Origin of the sequence: Gracilibacillus xinjiangensis (assembly GCF_042651765.1) — a bacterium.
Taxonomy (GTDB): Bacteria; Bacillota; Bacilli; order Bacillales; family Amphibacillaceae; genus Gracilibacillus; species Gracilibacillus xinjiangensis.
Genome location: NZ_JBHSDT010000004.1, coordinates 212,933 through 233,256 on the forward strand (window position 1 = coordinate 212,933; position 20,324 = coordinate 233,256).

The 20,324-nt window shown below is 35.1% G+C and carries 18 protein-coding genes; 8 read left to right on the plus strand and 10 right to left on the minus strand.

The window, feature by feature from the left end:
- The first annotated feature begins 11 nt into the window (after positions 1-11).
- Positions 12-1,316: a TRAP transporter large permease gene (locus ACFOY7_RS05330; protein WP_390250128.1), complete on the plus strand. Its 1,305-nt coding sequence runs from the start codon at positions 12-14 to the stop codon at positions 1,314-1,316.
- A 243-nt stretch (positions 1,317-1,559) separates the two neighbouring features.
- Here the strand turns inward: ACFOY7_RS05330 and ACFOY7_RS05335 are convergent, their stop codons facing one another.
- The 7 genes from ACFOY7_RS05335 to ACFOY7_RS05365 all read right to left on the minus strand — a co-directional run bounded on the left by ACFOY7_RS05335 (position 1,560) and on the right by ACFOY7_RS05365 (position 9,702).
- On the minus strand, positions 1,560-2,276 hold the full coding sequence (locus ACFOY7_RS05335) for an ABC transporter permease (RefSeq protein ID WP_390250130.1): 717 nt from the start codon (positions 2,274-2,276) through the stop codon (positions 1,560-1,562).
- Between the two features lie 13 nt (positions 2,277-2,289).
- Positions 2,290-3,024 carry a hypothetical protein gene (locus tag ACFOY7_RS05340; protein WP_390250132.1) on the minus strand — a complete coding sequence of 245 codons (735 nt, stop codon included), beginning with the start codon at positions 3,022-3,024 and terminating at the stop codon, positions 2,290-2,292.
- Positions 3,021-3,932: an ABC transporter ATP-binding protein gene (locus ACFOY7_RS05345; protein WP_390250134.1), complete on the minus strand. Its 912-nt coding sequence runs from the start codon at positions 3,930-3,932 to the stop codon at positions 3,021-3,023. The genes ACFOY7_RS05340 and ACFOY7_RS05345 overlap by 4 nt, the downstream gene beginning before the upstream one ends.
- A 52-nt stretch (positions 3,933-3,984) precedes the next feature.
- Positions 3,985-4,425, minus strand: coding sequence for an RDD family protein (locus tag ACFOY7_RS05350; protein WP_390250136.1), 441 nt, complete (start codon positions 4,423-4,425; stop codon positions 3,985-3,987).
- A complete protein-coding gene (locus ACFOY7_RS05355; protein WP_390250138.1) occupies positions 4,418-6,508 on the minus strand; it encodes a peptidase domain-containing ABC transporter in 2,091 nt (696 codons plus the stop codon). The genes ACFOY7_RS05350 and ACFOY7_RS05355 overlap by 8 nt, the downstream gene beginning before the upstream one ends.
- Positions 6,509-6,524: 16 nt before the next feature.
- Positions 6,525-9,464 (minus strand): type 2 lanthipeptide synthetase LanM family protein, encoded by a 2,940-nt coding sequence (locus tag ACFOY7_RS05360; RefSeq protein ID WP_390250140.1) that lies wholly within the window; start codon positions 9,462-9,464, stop codon positions 6,525-6,527.
- An 82-nt stretch (positions 9,465-9,546) separates the two neighbouring features.
- On the minus strand, positions 9,547-9,702 hold the full coding sequence (locus ACFOY7_RS05365) for a type A2 lanthipeptide (protein ID WP_390250142.1): 156 nt from the start codon (positions 9,700-9,702) through the stop codon (positions 9,547-9,549).
- A 430-nt stretch (positions 9,703-10,132) separates the two neighbouring features.
- Here ACFOY7_RS05365 and ACFOY7_RS05370 point away from each other — a divergent pair, with 430 nt between their 5' ends.
- A complete protein-coding gene (locus ACFOY7_RS05370) occupies positions 10,133-11,407 on the plus strand; it encodes a helix-turn-helix domain-containing protein (RefSeq protein WP_390250144.1) in 1,275 nt (424 codons plus the stop codon).
- A gap of 132 nt (positions 11,408-11,539) precedes the next feature.
- Here ACFOY7_RS05370 and ACFOY7_RS05375 read toward each other — a convergent pair whose 3' ends face one another.
- Positions 11,540-12,709, minus strand: coding sequence for a cation:proton antiporter (locus tag ACFOY7_RS05375; protein WP_390250146.1), 1,170 nt, complete (start codon positions 12,707-12,709; stop codon positions 11,540-11,542).
- A 79-nt stretch (positions 12,710-12,788) separates the two neighbouring features.
- Entirely contained in the window at positions 12,789-13,538 is a 750-nt protein-coding gene (locus ACFOY7_RS05380) for a Y-family DNA polymerase (RefSeq protein ID WP_390250148.1), read from the minus strand.
- 267 nt (positions 13,539-13,805) lie between these two features.
- Between ACFOY7_RS05380 and ACFOY7_RS05385 the strand changes: the two genes are divergently transcribed.
- Positions 13,806-14,657 carry an ATP-dependent DNA ligase gene (locus tag ACFOY7_RS05385; protein ID WP_390250150.1) on the plus strand — a complete coding sequence of 284 codons (852 nt, stop codon included), beginning with the start codon at positions 13,806-13,808 and terminating at the stop codon, positions 14,655-14,657.
- A 142-nt stretch (positions 14,658-14,799) separates the two neighbouring features.
- On the opposite strand, the gene ACFOY7_RS05390 is transcribed toward ACFOY7_RS05385, so the two are convergent.
- Complete coding sequence (locus tag ACFOY7_RS05390) at positions 14,800-15,060, minus strand: hypothetical protein (RefSeq protein ID WP_390250152.1); 261 nt, start codon at positions 15,058-15,060, stop codon at positions 14,800-14,802.
- A gap of 60 nt (positions 15,061-15,120) precedes the next feature.
- On the opposite strand from ACFOY7_RS05390, the gene ACFOY7_RS05395 reads away from it, so the two are divergent.
- The 5 genes from ACFOY7_RS05395 (at position 15,121) to ACFOY7_RS05415 (ending at position 20,289) form a co-directional block, all read left to right on the plus strand.
- Positions 15,121-15,930: an MFS transporter gene (locus ACFOY7_RS05395; RefSeq protein WP_390252048.1), complete on the plus strand. Its 810-nt coding sequence runs from the start codon at positions 15,121-15,123 to the stop codon at positions 15,928-15,930.
- 428 nt (positions 15,931-16,358) lie between these two features.
- The gene (locus ACFOY7_RS05400; protein ID WP_390250154.1) at positions 16,359-17,048 is read left to right on the plus strand and encodes a FadR/GntR family transcriptional regulator; all 690 of its coding nucleotides are present in this window, start codon (positions 16,359-16,361) and stop codon (positions 17,046-17,048) included.
- A gap of 25 nt (positions 17,049-17,073) precedes the next feature.
- Positions 17,074-17,916, plus strand: coding sequence for a transketolase (locus ACFOY7_RS05405; protein WP_390250156.1), 843 nt, complete (start codon positions 17,074-17,076; stop codon positions 17,914-17,916).
- A gap of 45 nt (positions 17,917-17,961) precedes the next feature.
- Complete coding sequence (locus ACFOY7_RS05410; RefSeq protein WP_390250158.1) at positions 17,962-18,924, plus strand: transketolase family protein; 963 nt, start codon at positions 17,962-17,964, stop codon at positions 18,922-18,924.
- A 63-nt stretch (positions 18,925-18,987) separates the two neighbouring features.
- A complete protein-coding gene (locus ACFOY7_RS05415) occupies positions 18,988-20,289 on the plus strand; it encodes an ABC transporter substrate-binding protein (RefSeq protein WP_390250160.1) in 1,302 nt (433 codons plus the stop codon).
- Positions 20,290-20,324 lie beyond the last annotated feature (35 nt).

The window sequence follows — 20,324 nt, forward strand, 5'->3', positions numbered from 1 at the left end:
GGTGACTTATTTTGGTTGCAGAAGCCAGTATCCTGTTAGTTCTTGTCTTTGCCGTATTACTAGCTGTAGGTATCCCGATTGTCATATGTATTGTTTTCGCTTCATTAGCCACTGTTCTTTTAATGTTACCAGTAGATATAGCTGTATTTACAACAGGGCAGAAAATGGTCGCAAGCCTTGACAGTTTTTCATTAATCGCTGTCCCTTTCTTCATTTTGTCTGGTGTCATTATGAATAATGGAGGAATCGCACAAAAGCTGGTCGATTTTGCAAAAATGCTTGTCGGCAGAGTCCCGGGATCGCTCTCTCACTCGAATGTTGTTGGAAACGCTTTGTTCGGATCCATATCCAGTTCTGCTATAGCCGCATCCACAGCGATTGGCGGGGTAATGGTGCCGTTACAGGAGAAAGAAGGATATGACCGTAAATTCGCCGCTGCTGTCAACATTGCTTCCGCTCCATCAGGGATGGTCATTCCGCCAAGTACAGGGTTTATTATCTTTTCCCTGATCAGTGGAGGTACTTCAGTAGCAGCATTATTCATGGGCGGCTATATTGTCGGATTGTTATGGGCAGTAACCATTATGGCCGTCGCCTTTGTTATTGCCAAAAAGCGCAACTACCCAGTAATGGAAAAGGCGGAAATTGCCAAAATTGATAAAAGGAAAATTTTTTTTGATGCGATTCCAAGTATTCTATTAATCTTCATTATTATCGGCGGTATTTTAACAGGGGTATTTACCGCAATTGAAGCGTCTGCTGTTTGTGTGGTGTATGCCTTACTATTAACTTGTGTTTTCTATCGTTCGTTAACGCTGAAGCAATTGCGTGACGTATTAGTCAAGGCTGTGGAAATGTCGGGTGTTGTTATGCTGCTGATTGCCGCCTCATCGATCATGTCATTTGCAATGGCCTTTACTGGGATTCCAGCTGCCTTAAGTGAATTTATTCTTGGGTTATCAACCAATCCACTGGTTATTTTGTTACTGATTAATGTTATCTTGCTATTAATCGGCATGTTTATGGATATCGCTCCAGCCATTCTGATCTTTACACCAATCTTCTTGCCAATCGCAGAAAGCATTGGAGTTGACCCAGTTCACTTCGGGATTTTCTTTATCCTGAACTTATGTGTTGGTACAATCACTCCGCCAGTAGGAACAGGATTATTCGTCGGTTCCATGGTCGGAAGGGAAAAAGTCGAACATTTAATCAAACCATTGGCACCATTTTATGTAGCGATATTCGTTCTGCTGTTGGCAGTAACCTATATTCCGGAAATTAGTTTATTTTTGCCTGAAATGCTAGATTTATAATAAATGGTCGGACCTCATTATTATGGGAGGTCCGTTTTATTATTCTTTTGCACCTTGTTCAGCTATGAAGAAATTATTTGTTGAAAAGAAGGTATTAACAGACTTGAAGAGAATAATCTTAGAAATGAAAAAAGAAGGAATGGTTAGGAAACATATCTAACACCGAAACAAAGGAAAATAAAAGGGACATTAGCTATATCCCTTTTATCCCAACGAAATGCAATTCCCGCTTTGTGTTGTATGCTAACCAAAAAGCATATTCTTCTCGAACTTGTGCTTGCTTAAAAGCAGTGCAAGAAAGGAAATAACTAAAATTACAATAAGTATAATAATTTGGTCCGATGAGACGGAAGTGTGGTATAACATCCTGTATGGATATGACCATGGAAAGAATAACCATAGATTCGTAGAAGCAACGAAAAAGTTACCAATAGCACAAACCAAGGCAACTAATAAGGATAAAATAGGGTTATCTGATAGAGTAACTAATAATAACTGAATATTAGTTAATATCATAATTCCAACGACGGAGTAAAGGACCCCATTATAGTTATTGATTACGTAAATGAAGGGGTTGCCACCTTCTAAAGTGATAAAGAACATAGCAAATCCCATACAAAAGATATAAACGGCAATCCCTTGAATGTAAAAAGTCCAGATTTTATTTCTAAATACTTTTGTTAAAGAGACGGCATGATAATAATACATTAAAATACCGGAAGCCTTTTTTTCATTGTAGAAAGAAATGGAGATAAACAAACTTAGAATGACAGGTAAAAATAGCCTGAAGTAAAGGGACAATGCCGTTACATAAATATTCGTTTCATCGACTGATGAGGCTATGAGTCCAAGCAATCCCTGAAAGGATATGAAAACGATGCTGCTCATAATCGTCATCGCCAGGATTCCAGTCCGTTTAAACTTTTTTATTTCATTAATTATTCCTTTTAATATATCCATAAAAATTTCCTTTCTAGTCTGTGTTAAACAAATTTTTTCTGCTAGATAACATAACAATAAAAAGAATAAATAGTAATGAGCCAAGGATATAAATAAATATGGCTGACATATCTGCCAATTTGCTCACTTCAGCCACATAGGTTGAAATGAATAAAGGAAACAAAGATTGAACAACTTCCGGTAAATTGGAATACAGGGACAATAGAATGACCCAAACTATCGACAGGGAAGAGGCTATCAACCCGTTTTTCAAAAGAATATGTAAAGTAAACTGTAAAAAACCGATACTTATGCTAATGAACACACTAATTAAAAAAGATGCGACAAACGATCGTGCCGTCCATTCAATATCTTGTGTTAAGCAAATTAGAAGAAGGATTACATAACAAATGACGACAGATATCAAATAATATATCGTAAAGACGACAGATTTGGCAGCTAAAATTTGGAATTTAGAAGGTATTTTGGTTAATAAAATGCTCCAGGTGTTAAAAGTATTTTCTCTGGAAAAAATAAAATACCAAAGTAAAGCAGATAAAGCGACGACACAATAATTATTGACAAACTGGTAAAATAGCAATAACCCTGAACTGTTAGCCATTCCGTTAGAGGCGAAATTTTCATAACCTTTGATATAAGCGATAACAGCAACTACAACAGGAATAACACCTAAAATTATTGTCCATAGAAGTAACAGGTATGCAGGAATTTTGACAAATTCCCCTTTAGCAATGGAAAGGAATCTCATGATATTTCCCTATCCTTCCGTGTTAAAGATAAAAATACATCTTCTAAAGTTTTTTTAGATTGTGTCAATTCATAAACATTGATGCCATTGTTTACCAGCATCTCGTTTATCTGAGCAGCCTCATTCGGACTTATATCCAGAACAATCTGATGATTGCCTCTAAAGGGTATCGATTGTTCTTGAAGGATTTGTCTTACCTTTTCCGGGTTATCTACCGTAATGGTATAGGCATCGGTTGTTGTTTCGTAAAGCTCTTGAAGGCTTCCTTGGTAAATCAAATTTCCTTTATTGATCATACCTATATGTGTAGCCATTGATTCGATTTCAGATAAAATGTGACTGGAAACGATAATGGTTTTTCTTTCTTCTTTACTTAAATAAATAAGCAACTCTCTAATTTCGCGAATTCCCTCAGGATCCAACCCATTGGTAGGCTCATCAAGAATGAGAATATCTGGATTGTTAAGCAGTGAAAAGGCAAGCCCTAATCGCTGGCGCATGCCAAGAGAATACTCCCTCACCTTTTTATCCTTAGCATGGATTAAGTTAACAATCTCTAATACTCGATTCACCTCTGTTACGGGTTGATTGGTTACTTCTTGTATATATTTTAAATTTTCATAACCTGTCAAATGGGGATAATAGTTAGGTATATCTATAAAACAACCTATATTTTTTAATAACTCTTTTTTGTTATCATTTAACTCTTTCTCTTGATAATGAATAGACCCGTTATCTGGTTTAATCAGTCCAACTAACATTCTCATTGTTGTTGTTTTCCCCGCTCCATTCGGACCTAAAAAACCATAAATACATCCTGATGGAATGGTTAGTGATAAGTTGTTAACGACTGTTTCACCCCTGTATGACTTTGTAATTTGATAAGTTTCAATTTCATTTTTACTCAAAGTTGATCATCCTTATTCTTAATATTATGCAGCACAGGAAATTACCCGCTGATTAAATGACTTTTGTTTTTGCCACGCGATCATGAAGTGTCAGTTGATTTTCTGAAAACAATGCAATTAGAAAACCAATGCCAAGTATTGCAAATGAGATACAAGACATAATATATCTAATAAAGGACTTTTGGATGGAGATTCTCGCTGAAGTGTACCTTTCCATCATCTTCAGTCTGAATATTGCCATACCTACCGTACCCTGAATGGGAGAACTTGGTAAAAGCACCCAATTTATTATAACTATTATACAAAAAATGGTGAAAGTAATGAAAGAAAAATCTATATTAGGGAAAAGAAATGGATTAATAATCAGGTTAACTTTGGTGCTGATACCCAATATAGACTCTATTCCTTTCGCTAACAAAAATACCAAAGTATTTAAGATAAAAACATCGATAGCAAATGCACACACTCTTTTTAATAAAATAAAATTATGCACTTTTTGTTCCTCCTCTTACCAATATCAGTTTTCCATCTTTCATTTCATATACCTTATCCATTCGTTCCAGAATTTTATCGTTATGGGTGATAAATATTTTAGTAGATGGTAGTTGGATAATCTCATTCATCAATAGCATGGAAGTCCTTTCATCCAAATGATTAGTAGGCTCATCTAGTAATAAAATCGGATATCTCTTTAAAAATATTCTAATCATGGATAGACGCTGGCGTTGCCCACCTGAAAAATTTTTCCCACCTTCAACAATCGGGACATGTACTTTTCTAGGCCAACTTTTTAAATCTTCCTTTAATTGAGACTTTTCAAGCGCGTCTTTTAAATCATGTTCATTAACATGACAGCCAAACATATCCAAATTTTCTTTAAGCGTTCCATTAAACAGAACACTATCTTGTGTGATAAGACCGATCTGTTCACGCAGTTCCCCTAAGGAGAAAGATTTAATATCTTTGTTGTCAATCTTTATAGATCCATCATAACTATCATATATTCTTAATAATAAATTAAGAAGTGTTGTTTTTCCTGATCCGGTCTTCCCGATTATGGCAATATTCTCTCCTTGCCGAAGGCTAAGATTTAAGTTGTTTATCATTCTTTCCTCTTGATTAAAATAAAAGGAGATATCATTAAACGATATTTCCCCACGTATGGTCGATTCACCGGTTGAGTACTTCGTTGTATCTTCCTCTACACTTTCTCCGAGAATGTCCAAAATCCTTAGCAACATTGGCCTTGTTGATGAAATGGTTAAAATACTTGTAGAAATTTGGGTTACTGGGCCAAAGATTAAACTGGACATTCCAACAAACATTACGATTGTCCCTATTTGTTGATCACTTTTTAAAAAGAAAAGGAAGCCTGCGATAAGAAAACCGAACAAAGCAACATATCTGATGAAGTTTTGCAGTGTATCTGCCAAAAACTGAAGCTTCATTCTTTTCTTCACTTTATCCAGGTAATTTGTATATTCTTCTAACCAATTCTTTGTAAAAGAAGTCACAATATTATTTGCTTTTATAAAATAGTATTCATTAAGTGATTCGTTAAGTTTTCCTCTTTGCTCTGCTAAATAGTAATTTTCCATAAAAGATAAATAATTCAGCTTTTTAACAAAGATAAAGTTGGTTAAAAACAGCAAGATACATAGAATTAAAAAACTGGTGGAGATCTGCCAGTTTATGTAAAACATGTACGCAAATGAACCAATTATCATTATTGTGGATACAATAAGTGTAACAAAGTGGTTTAAAATTAGATTCCTTACATTTTGGTTTCCAAAAGTCCTAACCGTTAAATCACCAGCGCTTCGTTTTTGAAAATTCAAATAATGAAGGGAGAACAGGTGGTTTACAAAATAATCAGTGCTTTTATAATCCACTCTCTCCTGGTAGTTTGCTTTGACAATCCCATTAATATAGTTAAAGATAAAATAAAAAATTAAGAGAAAACAAAGAGTAATCGATAAAGTAATACTGATTTCGCTCTGCTCTGTATATCTGTTTATCATTTCCTGTATCATAATCGGGGTAGAAAAAACCATTACTTGTGATAGTATGGAAAAAAGTAATATCTTATAAATCCATTTCTTTTCTAGATAAAACTTTTTTAAGTATTGCCACTCTTTTTTAAAGGATTTTCTAACTTTTACGAAATCTTCTTTTTTACCAAATTCCATCACATATCCGCTAAATTTACTGAGAAACTCATTTTTATTTAAAAGGATACGGCCGTACTTCGGATCAATAATGGTATAATTTTCCCCTTGAACACTTTCAAGTACAACAAAATGACTAAAATTCCAAAATAATATTACCGGTTTTTTTAATTTAGAAAAGTAGTTAGGATTTATAACACGCATTCCGGTTGATTCTAACCCGAATTTCCCAGCTGCTCGTTTTATATCCAACAAACTCCACCCGTTAACATTCGGCGAGGGATATCTTGATTTAATATGATTGGTATCTGTATGACAACCATAGTAACTTAGTATCATTGCCAAACAACTCACCCCGCAATCCGATTGTGTTAACTGAGGAACAAAAGATATTTTACTCTTAAACATAATATTCCTCCTATCATCACAATCCAAAGCATATAACAGACGGTTCTTTCGATTCTATTCGATTTAAAAAATACCCAATCCCTGATAACCCAGTAAATAAAGAAATTTTATTAGGGTTATAATGATTTATATGAAATTGCTTGATAAAAGTAAAAAGGTAGCTTTGTACTTTTTCTTTTTCTTTTTTGGTTAGAAATCCTTTCTCATCCATTATAAAAAGAAGGTCCAGTGCTCCAATAAATCCATGACACAAACTATAATCTTTAAATTGATCGATCCCATTAATGAGCTTCGTTTTGATTTGTTCAAGCTGTGTATATGTTTTTTCATGATTTAACCCTAGTTTTAATAATGTTAGCCTGGCTACACCTATCCCTGTCCAACCCTTACACCAACTGAGAGACCTTTCATACTTTAGCACTTCTTCCTCCAACTGTTCCATGTAGCAAAAAGCATTGTAATACTCACGGTTATTTGTTATCTTATAGCAACAATAAAAAGCAATTAGATATCCTGAATAACCATGAACAAGCCCTCTTTTTGATTCAAATAAATCGAGTTTCTCCCCAATTGGATTTGCTATCCCTTCTGTACCCATCATTTTTTCTTTATTGTTTAATAAGTATTTCCCTAACTGATCAATTAATGGAATGATAGCAGGATCTTTAAAACTATGATAATAACTAAATAAGGAAACGATTAAACCCGTTGTTCCTTCCAAAAGGTCTAAGTTCTTGTCGTAATATCGGTTCTCGGTAAGGATATTTTGATAATAATAAAAGATATCTTTTTTGATCTTGGTCCGTTCTGAATGAAACAAGCGCTTGTTTAGGACAAGAAATTGCAGCACCGCACTTGTGCCATTTACTAAACCAATTTTCCTATCTTCACTATTGATCACTTGAATGGATTGTAAAGCCAGATTGTTTCTCATAACTAAATCGATTCCATGTTTTTCTATCTCATCATATGTATTTAAATATAAAAGTACACCGAGTGTTCCATCGTAAATTCCTTTATTAAGCACATCATATCTATAGTTTCCCTGCCAATCTTGCTTCAATCCAAGGAAGTTAATTTCTTGTGAATGCTCACGATTTACATACATAGACTTTCCAATGGTTGAAAGAAGATCCAGCTTCATTTTTTTATATTTATCTAGTGATAAAATAGTATGAACAGTAATCTTTTCCACCTTTTTATCTGGAAATTCAAACTGTATCTTTTCTTGCTGCGGGTTTAGAGAGATTTCAACTAAGTTTATTTGGAAGATTTTATCACTAATAGATAATCGGTTCATTTTATTTATCACTTGATCTTTTGGTACAGGAAATTCCAGATTGGATTTCCTTTTTTCTATCATTAAGCGACCTGTTTGAAATTCGGTTACAAAATACGGGATATCATTATTTAGTAATTGGTCTATCTCTTGATCAATAATAAGAGAATCAAGCCTTAATTGTTTATTTAAACGTAGAAGCTTTCTTAGGTAAGTTTTTGTCTCTTGTTCATTTCTTAATAATGATGGTGTGTTTACTTTTTTCAAAATTTCAGTATACACTCTCGTACTTCGAAAAATGGTTCTGGTTGTAAAAGTTGGCGCATTATTTACGATATCCTTCAATGTTTCTTTATAGTTACTTGCGCTCTTATATGCAGTCTCAAATCCTTTTATAATTTCTCCCCTGTAATTTTCAAAATCGATTCTTTCTCCCATCCACTCTGGTAAGTGGGTGTTAATATCCTCCTTAACACAGCTGGTAGTAACTTCACGCATTACAGAAGTGAATGGATTCTGTAATGTTCGATTCTTTATCTCAACTTTCAGTTTTCTGCCAATAGCACTGAAGTCTCTTATCCCTTCATTGTTACGGCCATATTTAATTGGCAGCATACGAGTTCGAAGTACAGATTGTGATAAATGCCTTGAAAGAAACTCCGAATCTTTTTCCACGAACTGGCTGGTTATTGTTTCAAAATCTACAATAACTGGAGATGTACGATGTGCAATAATATTTTCATTATGGATATCATTCCCATTTAATAAATAAACAACAAACAAAACTTTACCTATATTTTGATAATACATCTTTACTTCTTCTTGCTTCGAACAACTTTTTGATTCAATATATTCAATCCATAAATACCCTTCTCGCTGTAATGCACGCATTACCTTAAACTGGGCGTTTTCTTGAATAACTCTTAAAATTTGATTGTAAATTGTTAATATTTCACTGTTCCCTAATTTATAGACAATTTTTTCGTCGTTATTCATGTGAATAATGGTTACATGATTCCCTTTGTTATGAGAATCGCCAGCCAGTTCTAACTTCGCCACTTTTGCTTGATTATGAGTGATCAACCCTGATTCTTTTAGTCTATTAAAATCCTTCTTTAATCTCTTTAACAGTAAGCAAGTATTATTGAATGTAAATAGATATGTATTAACTATGTTTCTAACAAGAAGTGGATAATTAACTAAAAATTTTTCCCAGTAATACGGAAAAAAGTAATCTTCAAAAAACTGATACTGACCATGAGGATCTTGATCTCCTAATGAACCTGCTTCTCTTAAGATATTCATTTCATAAACAAGAGAGGACTGCATGAACTTACGGATTTTTTTATAAAGAATAAAGTAGATGTTAGCTAAATACTGCTCAAAATCATAAATCTCCTCTATCACGATTTTATCTTCACAGGAGATATTACTCTGGAAGACTTTCATCCCCAATAAAGTTAAGGTATCGTATATCTTATCAAATGATTCTGGTTTCCCTTTTCGTTCTTTATTAAAATCTATGGCGTTCCTTCTTTTTGATAACCCTACTAGTTCTGCAACGTAATGATAAACCATATCACCAGAAGTTTCTGGTATATCTATTGGTTCCATATTAAATCCTTCTTTTAGAATATGATTGATTAAAGTTTCATTGTTTTGTAGAACTTTATTCACTGAGATCACCTGTCTTTTTTAGGGATAATATGCCTTCCCTATTACTAGGGAAGGCTTAAAAAGTATGTTTTATCTAAGAAGATTATTCACAATTTTTACAGAATATTCCCCACGGATCACAAACAGAAGAAACTACATCAGGGCAATCTTTTGTTAAAGTCTCAACAAGTCCGCCATCCCCGCCTACAAGTGCTTCGAGTTCGTTATCAGAGATGATATCTACATAGTTTTTTTCCATATTATTCACCTCCCATTGCTTTACTCAAACAGAAATTACCAAATGAAACCATATAGTGTCAAATGTGTTAGAGTAAAGGAAAAAGAGGAACAAAGTATGAAAAGTTTTGTTCTTTCCTAAATGGCAAAAGGTTTTCGACAATATTTTTCTAATCAAGAATGATACTTTTCATGTCGGTTGTTCTCCCTGTTGTTTCATTTTAGGAGAATTTATTCATTTTATATAAGTTTATATTTCTACTAAATATTTGAAGTTTAGTAATAATTATAGTATATTTTAGGTGATCTATAGACATTTTTACATATATATACCATTAACGCAGATTGGGTGAATAGAAGTATTGTAAAGAATTGAATATCATCAGTAAGATGAATCGATGAGAATTCCTAATTAATCATGGCGTGAATATTATGATTTAGGAGTAATACATATGAATAAAGAACTGCACATTGGAGATCGAATGAAAAGAATACGTCTTTGGAAAGAGTGGACATTAAAAGAGACTGCTGCAGGGATTACTTCTATTACCAACCTGAAAAATGTTGAATCGAAAAAGTATCATCCCAATCCTAAGTGGTTGATAAAATTAGAGAAGAAATTTAACTTACACGCTGGATTTCTAATGAATTGGAAAGAGGAAGATCCAAATACAAGATTTATCCTGCAGCAAATATTTTATCATAATATTCTTGATATCCATCGAGCCGAAATATTGATTCATTTAATTAAAGAGAATTACCAACAATTTCTTACCTCCCTTAAAAATGAAACAATATTTTTACTTTTGTACTGTATTTACTGTTATAAAATAGGGGAAAATAGGAAAGCAAAAAATATATTAAGGAAACATCTATTAATTAATGAGATGGAAGAAGCCTATTCCGAGAATAAGGATCCATTACTTCGTCATTCATGGCTCTGCCTTAAAGGATTACAATATAACGTTGATTGCTGTTACGATAAGAGCCTTTACATGCTCAAAAAAGTTTCCAGCCTATCGAAAAATGTAGGAGTAAAAGCCGCATTACATTTTGAAATTGCTTTAATTCTTAAAAAGATCGGAAAAACTTATGAGATGATGGTTGAGGCGAGAAAGGCAAGAAAAATGTATGAAACATTAGGAAAGTACCATGCAAATGAAGCAGAGGTCTTAATTTTTTTGTCTATTCAATTAATCAAAATGAACCATTTAGAAGAAGCGAAGGAAAACATAGGAAAAGCAGGCGAATTAATTAAAGAAACAAATTCTAAGGAAACAATGACAGGTGTATTATTTACTAAAGGATTGATACAAACATATCATCAGAACTATGATGAAGCTGTCGAGAATCTACTTCTGGCATTAGATATGCAGAGAGAACACCACAACAAAGCCTTTATTCTTGAAATTTATAAGGCAATAAAAGATATTTATTTACTGCAAAATAAGAAGATAGAAAATTATCAACTAATGGAGAATGCAATAGCGGAGAAAGATGATGACATTTATAAAAGAGAAGTTCTGATTGCGTTCTATGATTTCATATTAACACAAGATAGAAGCAATAAAATGATTCATGAACTAGAAAATGCAGTCTGTTTCTTTGAGAAGGAAAATCCTCTCATCTTAACACCGGATATTTATAATTCTCTCGGAGATTACTATTTCAATAGAAAAAAATATAAACAAGCAGCAATATTTTTTAAAAAGGGACATCAAATGTAATGTTTTCCTGGGTTCTCCCGCTCAAATTTAGGAGAACCCGGAAATTACCCTGATACATTGCTGTTATTCCTTTCCTGCAATGTACATCAAAGAGTGTAGAACATATCTGTAAAATGAGTTGCCGTTATGATCCTATTTCAACAATGACCGTGATAATGGTGCCATCGTTAAACTTTGTATCGTCAGTGATAATAAAATAACGGTAAAGCTTACACCAACGATCCAGTCACTATGAATGCCACTCGCACTCTTGGCGTGTAATGTTAAGATTAAAAATACGGACATCGATCCTTTTAATCCTGCCCATGACAGTATCGTGGTATAACGCCAGGAAAGCGGATGGAAAACCTTTGATACGGCATAGGTCGTAATAAATCGAACCAAAATCATCAAAACAAAAATAATACCAGCATACAGCCAATAATTTATTTGCATATAATCGGTTAGTTCAATCCCGATTACTAAAAATAAGATCGACAGCAAACTGCCTTCCGCAATTTCCCAGAAACCATCCAATGATTCACGGAAGTGATCTTCTTTCACTGCACGGCCATATTCAAAGGAAATCATCATCCCGCTTGCAACGGTTGCTAAGACGCCGGAAACACCTGCAGCCTCCGCAATTAAGAAAGAACCATATGCCAGAATGATACTAAGCATAAGCTGATAGTTGCGATGATGAGAATAGTGAACAATTTTGCTTACTAAATAACCAAGGATAAGTCCAATCACAGCACCGCCAATTGATACAAGCAGAAAGTCACCGAGAAAGGACGTAAAAGAAAACCCTTTTTCCCTTGTAGCGACAGACAATAATGTGGTGAAAAGCACAATACTTGTCCCGTCATTCAACATGGACTCTCCATCAACCATACTGGCAATCTGTTCGTTTCCGGTAGCTTTTTTAATTACCGAAACAACAGAAACTGGATCAGTAGGTGTCAGAATGGCAGCAACAAGGGCAGACTGAACAAAGCTAAGCGGCGAAATCAGTGAAATTAAATAGCCAAGGAAAAGCACATTCAGTATGATCCCAATTGTAGCAAGAGAAAGAATAATGCTCGCATTTTTACGTAGATCTTTTATTGGAAACTGATATGCCGACACAAATAGTAATGCAGGCAAAAAGACGTGATAAATCGTATATTCCGTTAATTGTGCCGAGTCAAAGTAAGGAATAAAAGCTAATCCGACCCCTAGTAAAATTAATATGGTCGGAACAGGGAAGTCATCTTTCTTTTTATCAATTGTGTATACAATGTAGCCAATAGCAAGTAAGATTATAATCAGTTCAATTGACATACTCCATCACCACCTATGGTGTAACTATTCCCAGTTTTTTGGGTTGGAAACATAGGTACACGGAAAATGGCCTTGAATCTTACCTTTGATAAACTCTGTATTTCCTCGGTGTAACTCCAACATATTTTTTGAAAACTCTGGTGAAATGGCTTTGATCATGGAAGTTAAGCCATGTATATATATCAGATAGGGAATAATCGGAATGGGCGAGAAGCTTTTTTGCTTCTTCTACCTTTTGTTTCTGTATATACTCACTGATCGAGCTCCCGACTTCCTTTTTAAATAGTTTTGATAAATAATTTGGGTGTAAAATGGTTTCCTTAGCAAGCTTACTTACCGTTATCTCTTCATACAGATGTTTGTTATCGCCAATGCCCACTACACTTGGTAAACCAAATAGATCATATATTCTGTCTTTAATTAATTGTGCAGCTTGAAATGGAGTTCCGTAATGAGAGCTCATTCCATCCATAACTATCCAACATTCATCGATGGAGTAAACATGTATTGCTTCTTTAGGAAATAAAGTCATCATCATTTTAGTGATTTCGGAAGAAACATTTACATAGGTGCCCATTCTTGCTTTTGCAATCACTATATTAGGATCGTTAGGCAACTCAAAGAAGCGACTAACATTACTTATGCCGTACTTCTTCTTTAAAGCTGGCGAAGCAGCTAAAATAATACTTCCTGAACGATTGGGATCTCCGACAACAGCTAACATCGCTTTATTTGGATCTAATCCACGACTTACGCATTCAACACTTGCATAAAAGGACCTCATATCGTATATGAGAACATCATGTCTAGAAAAATGAGAGTAATCCATGGTTTCACCCCTCTAAGGAACGTTTGTTCTATTATACCACAACTGTTGAGGTGTTACTCTCAGTATTTTTTTCCATCATAATTTTAAAGCAGCATTAATTAACTTCTCTTTAGTCTCCTTAGCTTGGAGTTTTCATCTGAATTCAATTTTCTAATGATTATATAGCTAAAAATATAATTCCTTTAGGGAGAATTCTAGTGCTAATACCACTATTTACTAAGGTTTAAATTATATCTGCCATGTTAAAATGGAGGAGAGGTGATTGCTATGTTCGTATCTCCTATGTTACTTGATAAAACAGATAAACCATTTGATAACGTACAATATATAACAGAATTAAAATTGGATGGCATCCGTTTAATTTTGGCTAAATTTGATAATAAAGTAAAACTATATACACGTCACCGCAATGACGTCACCATGAAATTTCCAGAACTTCATAATATAGATATTCCAAATGGAACAATAATAGATGGAGAAATCATTGTACCTGGTCCGAATGGAAAGCCGGATTTTGAAGCGATGATGTCTCGATACCATTCTAAAAACTCCCTGCATTCTATTCAGTATGCAGTATTTGATGTGATGTATTATAAAGGAAAAAAAGTTACTAGTCTGCCGCTTTATGAAAGAAAAAAATTATTATCTTCTTTTTTACCTGTTTCTGAACATGTGATATCTGTTCAATGGATATATGACAATGGAATAGCATATTTCAATTTGGTTAAACAAAACGAGTTGGAAGGAATTGTTTTGAAAAAAGCTGACTCTCCTTATCAAATTAATAAACGATCTTCCCATTGGTTAAAAGTGATCAATTATCAATTTGAAAATGTTTCTATCATTGGGCTAAGAAAAAAAGAATTCGGATTATTATTAGGGAAATCAAATGGAGATAAGGTTGTACCTGTTGGTATCATGGAATTTATGACCCCTGCAGCTAAAAAATTGCTATATAGAGAATATCCAAAGTGGATAACGAAGGAAGATAAACAGTTTATTTATATTGATCCGGATAAAGTCAAGTGCCAAGTGAGATTTAGAAATTATACGAAAAGCGGCAAATTACGTATCCCGTCATTTGTAAAATATAAGAAACTTAACCCACTTATTTATTAGGCTTAAATATTACTAAGGTAACAGCCGTACTTCAAAAACGAAGTGCGGTCTTTAATATAACTGAATTTTTAATTTTAGAAAATTACAAATATTTAGAAAAAAATGTATATATCCTAACAAAAGTATGATATTAACAAATGTGCTAAATTTTTCCTTTAAAGGATAATAAAAGAATAACCACCCCTCCTGCTATTAAAATTGCTGGAATAAAATATATCGAAGTACTTATAGGAGGACCAGATAAAAATTGTCCATCACTCATGTAAGTAATTCCTGAGAAGCGTAAAATTTCTTTAATCATTTGGCTAATAAAAATCAGGACTAGACCTAAAGCAATTAAATTTATTCCTTTGTTAATAATAATAATCACACCTTTTAAAGTATTATAGAAATATAATACCATAAAAACCAATCTTTAGGTAAATTATAGAGGAGGGAAATATTTTGATATTACACAAAGAAAATTTATACAAATTGCTCATCATTGGATTGTGTGTTGGCAGGTATTTTATTCTTCGTCACCTTCCTCTCTACAAAAGAAAGGGTGGAAGCGGTAGATGGTGAGCAATCGAAGACACCACTTAAGAAAGGGTTAAAAGCATTGTTCCAGAACAAATATTGGGGATTAATGGTGTTCTTCTCTTTGGTTACGTACACCGGTGCTGGGTTGAATGGCGGCTTGGGGGTTTACTATGCCCAGTATATATTGGAAAATCCGGCATTGGTAGGTCCTTTAGGTTTTGCGGGCTTGTTTCCTGTAATGATTGGTTTATTCTTTGTTGCACCTATTATTAAGCGGTTTGGAAAACGAAATGCCATGATCTTTGGTTTAGTGTTTGGTTTAATTGGAACCGCTTTCTTATTGATTGACCCTGCAAACTTTACGCTCGTATTGATTGGCTCTGTTATCCGTGGTATAGGCGGCGTTCCGGTTGCTGCGTCCTTTTTCGCCATGTTAGCAGACACGATTGAATATGGAGAGTGGAAAACAGGAGTAAGAACAGAGGGTCTTGTTTACAGTGCCGGAAGTTTCGGTACTAAAGTCGGCTCCGGACTTGGTGCTGCTGTAATGGGATGGTTACTGTCATTTGCCGGATATATTGGTGGTGCCGCACAACAGTCTGATTCGGCTATTTCTATGATTCTATTTATGTTTATTTGGGCACCGGCTATCATTGCTGTGATTCAGCTTATTATATTGTTTTTCTATAAGTTGGATAAAATTTATCCGAAGATACTGGCGGATTTACAGGCGAGGAAGGAAGATTTATAGTGGCGCCAGGCTTTTGTTAGACCAGGTGAACATGAAATACAAAGACACAAACACATTCTAAAACAGTTATAAATTCTAGGGGTTGTCATGAAGAACAGCCCCTTTTGTTTATGATTTTTTCTTTTATTATTACTTAGCTTTTAATTTAGACATCCTTAAAATTTTATTGGGATTACGTTATTAAGTGTATCAACTTGTCATACAAGTTGATATTTTTTTAGTGTATAAATTGGAGACACTGTAACATCATTTTCGCCTCGGTGACTATAAGAATAATGATGATACATGTTAGTGCTGTGATCAAAGGGTTACTTAGTTGGTAATAGCGAGGTAATTTCTTATCATCTTGAAAAAAACACGTTTGACAACTTGTCAGACATGTTGTATTATCATTTTAACAACTAAGTGTATTAAAGAGAGGTAGAAAATTGACAGAAAATCGAGATAAGAAAAAAGAGATAAAGAATCAAATGCTTGATATTATCATTGATTGCCTTTCCACAGAAAAGAAATTACCTTCTGAGAATGAGTTAAAGGAGATCCTAGGTGTTAGCAGGCCTAGACTAAGAGAGCTATTAATTGAATTTAAAGCAAGTGGTATTATTGTTGCTACACAAGGGAAGGGAAGAGAGGTGCAACTCCCAGATGTAAGCAGTTCCATAGCGGATGGGTGGAATATTTTACTTAAAGCAAGACCGAACACCCTCCTGGAATTATTAGAAGTAAGACTGGTATTGGAAAAAGGATTCTTACCAGTTGTCATACAATCACTAAAATTAGAAGATTTACAGGTAATGCGTGATTTAGTAAACCGAATGGAAACGAAAGCTGCCAAAGGAGAAGTGTTCAAGGAAGAGGATCATTTATTTCACAGAATCATATATTCTAGAACCGACAATATCTTGTTAGATCAGCTTTTAGCGGCTTTTTGGGATCTGTTTGACGACATGAGTGAATTTCATCGCTCAAGCAATCTAATAGAAGCAGCTGCTTTACACAAAAAGCTATATGAAGCTATAGTGATACAAGATTTAGAAAAAGCAGAAAAATTACTTGAATTACATTTTAAAGACATAAGATCTCGGTTATTAGGTTTTATGTCTTTAGAAGATAATTAATATAAAAACTAAAGGAGGAAACATCATGCAGTCAGTAGAATACCTGGAAAGAGTTTCAAAAAGAATAAAAAGAGACATTATTCAATTGTGTTCAGCCAATACTGGACACCCGGGAGGAGCGCTAGGTGCAGCGGAGCTATTTGCTGAATTATATTTTAGCCGTCTCCGTCATAGTCCGGAAAATCCAGATTGGGAAGATCGTGACAGATTTATCTTGAGTAACGGCCATATTTGCCTTGCTCTATACTCTTCCTTAGCAAGGTCAGGCTATTTTGATTTAGAGGAGCTTGCAACATTCCGTAAGATCAACTCCAGACTGCAAGGTCACCCATCAAGAGAGGATTTACCTGGAGTAGAAACAGCTTCTGGCCCACTTGGGCAAGGACTCTCTATTGCTAATGGAATGGCAATGGCTCAAAAACTAAGAAAAAGTGATGTTAAGGTATATTGTTTAGTAGGTGACGGGGAAATTCAAGAAGGTCAAATCTGGGAAGCTATGATGACATCAGCTCATCACAAGTTAGATAACTTAGCGCTTATCATTAATTGGAATAACATTCAAATCGATGGGCTGGTAAAGGATGTAATGAATATTGAACCTATTGATGAAAAGTTTAAAGCGTTTGGATGGAATGTGATTTCTATTAATGGACACAATCTGGAAGAAATTAAGGATGCATTCGACCAATTTGAGAACAATGTAGGTTCTCCAACAGTTATCATTGCAAAAACTATTCTCGGTAAAGGTATTTCTTATATGGAACACAAAGCGGTATGGCATGGAAAAGCCCCATCAGAGGAAGAAGCTCTTCAGGCCCTAAACGAAATCGGGGAATGTGGTTATGCTGACGACTTAGTTTTAAAGTAAAAATGTAAGCGCTTAATGTAAGCGTTATTATGAGGAGGAGAAAAAATGACAATCAAACGAGCAGGTCGTGATGGGTTTGGACGAGCAATGGTTGAACTAGGGACAGAAAATGAAAAGGTAGTTGCTTTATGTGCTGATCTAGCTGAATCTGTGAAAGTACATTATTTTGCTCAAAAATATCCTGAGAGATATTTTCAAATAGGGATTGCAGAACAGGATATGATTGGTACAGCGGCAGGTTTAGCATTATCTGGATATATTCCTTTTGCCACAACATATGCAGTCTTTGCGGCCCAACGAGCGAATGAACAGATCAGGTTAGCAGTTTGTTACAACAATTCGAATGTGAAAATTGCAGTTAGCCATGCAGGACTAACAACGGGTGAAGATGGTGCAACACACCAGGCTTTAGAAGATATAGCATCTATGCGTGTCATGCCTAATATGACAGTTTTAGTACCTGCAGATGCATGGGAAGCCTACGAAGCAACGAAAGCAGCAGCTGCGTACGAGGGCCCTGTTTACTTAAGGCTCGGTAGAACTCCGGTTCCAGAGCTTACTAAAGGAGTCGGAGAGTTCAAGATAGGAAAAGCACGAAAAATGAAAGAGGGAAAAGATATTACCCTTATTGCAACTGGGATTATGGTAGAAAGAGCTATGCAGGCTAGAGAGATTCTTTCAGAAAGTGGAGTGGATGCAGAAGTTATTAATATGCATACGATAAAGCCAATTGATGAGAGAGCAATCCTTGAGTCAGTGAAGAAAACCGGCTGTGTTGTAACTGCAGAAGAACATTCCATCATAGGAGGCTTAGGGAGTGCAGTTTCAGAAGTTATTTCAGAATATTTTCCAGTCCCGCTGATTCGAATAGGTACAAAAGATACTTTTGGAGAATCAGGACCGCCTGAAGAGCTGCTCAACAAGTATGGATTAACAACTGAGAAAATTGTAGAAGCAGCACAGAGAGTAATCCAAAGAAAGAAAAACATAGCTATGTCTATCAATTGAATAGTAGCATGACAGGCACAATCATTTTACCTAAAAGAATTTATCAAGAAAGAGGGAGAAATGATGAAAAAGATATTATTTATAAGCATGGTTTTATTGTTAAGTGCCGTATTATTGGGATGTACTGCTGCAAGGAATTCTGCAGACCCTGAAGCTGAAAAACCTAAGGATTCTAATGGGAATGCAGAAGGGGGAAATAGTGAAGGAGCTACCATTACGTATTGGTATTGGGCAGATAATAGTGAGTATTCGCAATTGATGCAGGACATTATTAAAGAGTTTAATGAGACAAACGGTAAAGGTATAACAGTTGTCGGTGAAGAATATCCCTGGGATGGCGGCGGATTCAGTGAAACATTATTTACCGCGGCCATCGGCGGGGGAGGTCCAGATGTTGCTTCCTTTAAGCTTACCTCTACTCCCTTATTTACAGCGAACGATCTTCTCGTAAATTTAGACGACTATATTGCAAATTGGAATAAAAAAGACGATATTGATTCTAATATCTATGACATTATGAAGCAGGCGAGTGGTACGGGCAGCATTTATTTAATGCCTTGGAACACACAGGTATTATACGTTTACTATCGACCATCTATTTTTGAAGAAGCTGGAGTAGAAGTGCCAACAACCTATGAGGAATTCTTAACTGCCATCGAAAAAACGACGATGGATACGAATGGCGATGGTAAAACCGATGTTTATGGATTCGGTATGCGAGGAGCTACTGGTGGCCAAGAGCCTTGGGGAAGCTTTATATATGCACGAGGTGGAAGTTTTGATGACCTTACAAGTGAGGCATCTATTCAAGGAATGCAAGATTTTGTTGATATTTATAGCAATGGATATGCTCCACCAACAGCGCCTACGGATGGTTTTAATGAAATAATTGCGAATTTTAAATCTGGAAAAACAGCTATGACAATTCATCATACTGGTTCCTCAGCAGAAATGGTAGAAACTTTTGGTGATGACGTATCGGCTTTCCCATTCCCAGCTGGTGAGGATCAGTGGACCTCTATGGGTGATACTGAAAATGTTATTTTTGAATCTTCTGAGCATAAGGATGCAGCATTCGAATGGGTTGCTTATCTGGCAGCTGAAAAAGGCCAGGAGGACTGGACAGTAGCTACAGGTAATGTACCGGTTAGTAAATCTGTACAAGAATTAGATTTCTTCCAAAACAATGAATTTATGAAAGCATCTATCGAAGGAATGCCTTATGCTGGTATTGTTCCAATCAAGGATACAACAACTGAGTGGATTAGTACCATTTGGCCCAATACAGTGGCTGCTGCACTTTTGGGTGATAGATCAGCAGAAGAAACCATGGAGATTCTACAAGAGGAGTTGCATGCTGAGTAATGTATACAAGGGATGCGTGGTATTTTTTAGTAGAT

Excerpts from the sequence above, each read along its gene's own strand:
- ACFOY7_RS05405 (WP_390250156.1), top strand. The coding sequence starts at position 17,074 with ATGCAGTCAGTAGAATACCTGGAAAGAGTTTCAAAAAGAATAAAAAGA.
- ACFOY7_RS05375 (WP_390250146.1), bottom strand. The coding sequence starts at position 12,709 with ATGTCAATTGAACTGATTATAATCTTACTTGCTATTGGCTACATTGTA.
- ACFOY7_RS05380 (WP_390250148.1), bottom strand. The coding sequence starts at position 13,538 with ATGGATTACTCTCATTTTTCTAGACATGATGTTCTCATATACGATATG.
- ACFOY7_RS05370 (WP_390250144.1), top strand. The coding sequence starts at position 10,133 with ATGAATAAAGAACTGCACATTGGAGATCGAATGAAAAGAATACGTCTT.
- ACFOY7_RS05410 (WP_390250158.1), top strand. The coding sequence starts at position 17,962 with ATGACAATCAAACGAGCAGGTCGTGATGGGTTTGGACGAGCAATGGTT.
- ACFOY7_RS05355 (WP_390250138.1), bottom strand. The coding sequence starts at position 6,508 with ATGTTTAAGAGTAAAATATCTTTTGTTCCTCAGTTAACACAATCGGAT.
- ACFOY7_RS05365 (WP_390250142.1), bottom strand. The coding sequence starts at position 9,702 with ATGGAAAAAAACTATGTAGATATCATCTCTGATAACGAACTCGAAGCA.
- ACFOY7_RS05335 (WP_390250130.1), bottom strand. The coding sequence starts at position 2,276 with ATGGATATATTAAAAGGAATAATTAATGAAATAAAAAAGTTTAAACGG.
- ACFOY7_RS05385 (WP_390250150.1), top strand. The coding sequence starts at position 13,806 with ATGTTCGTATCTCCTATGTTACTTGATAAAACAGATAAACCATTTGAT.
- ACFOY7_RS05415 (WP_390250160.1), top strand. The coding sequence starts at position 18,988 with ATGAAAAAGATATTATTTATAAGCATGGTTTTATTGTTAAGTGCCGTA.
- ACFOY7_RS05390 (WP_390250152.1), bottom strand. The coding sequence starts at position 15,060 with ATGGTATTATATTTCTATAATACTTTAAAAGGTGTGATTATTATTATT.
- ACFOY7_RS05340 (WP_390250132.1), bottom strand. The coding sequence starts at position 3,024 with ATGAGATTCCTTTCCATTGCTAAAGGGGAATTTGTCAAAATTCCTGCA.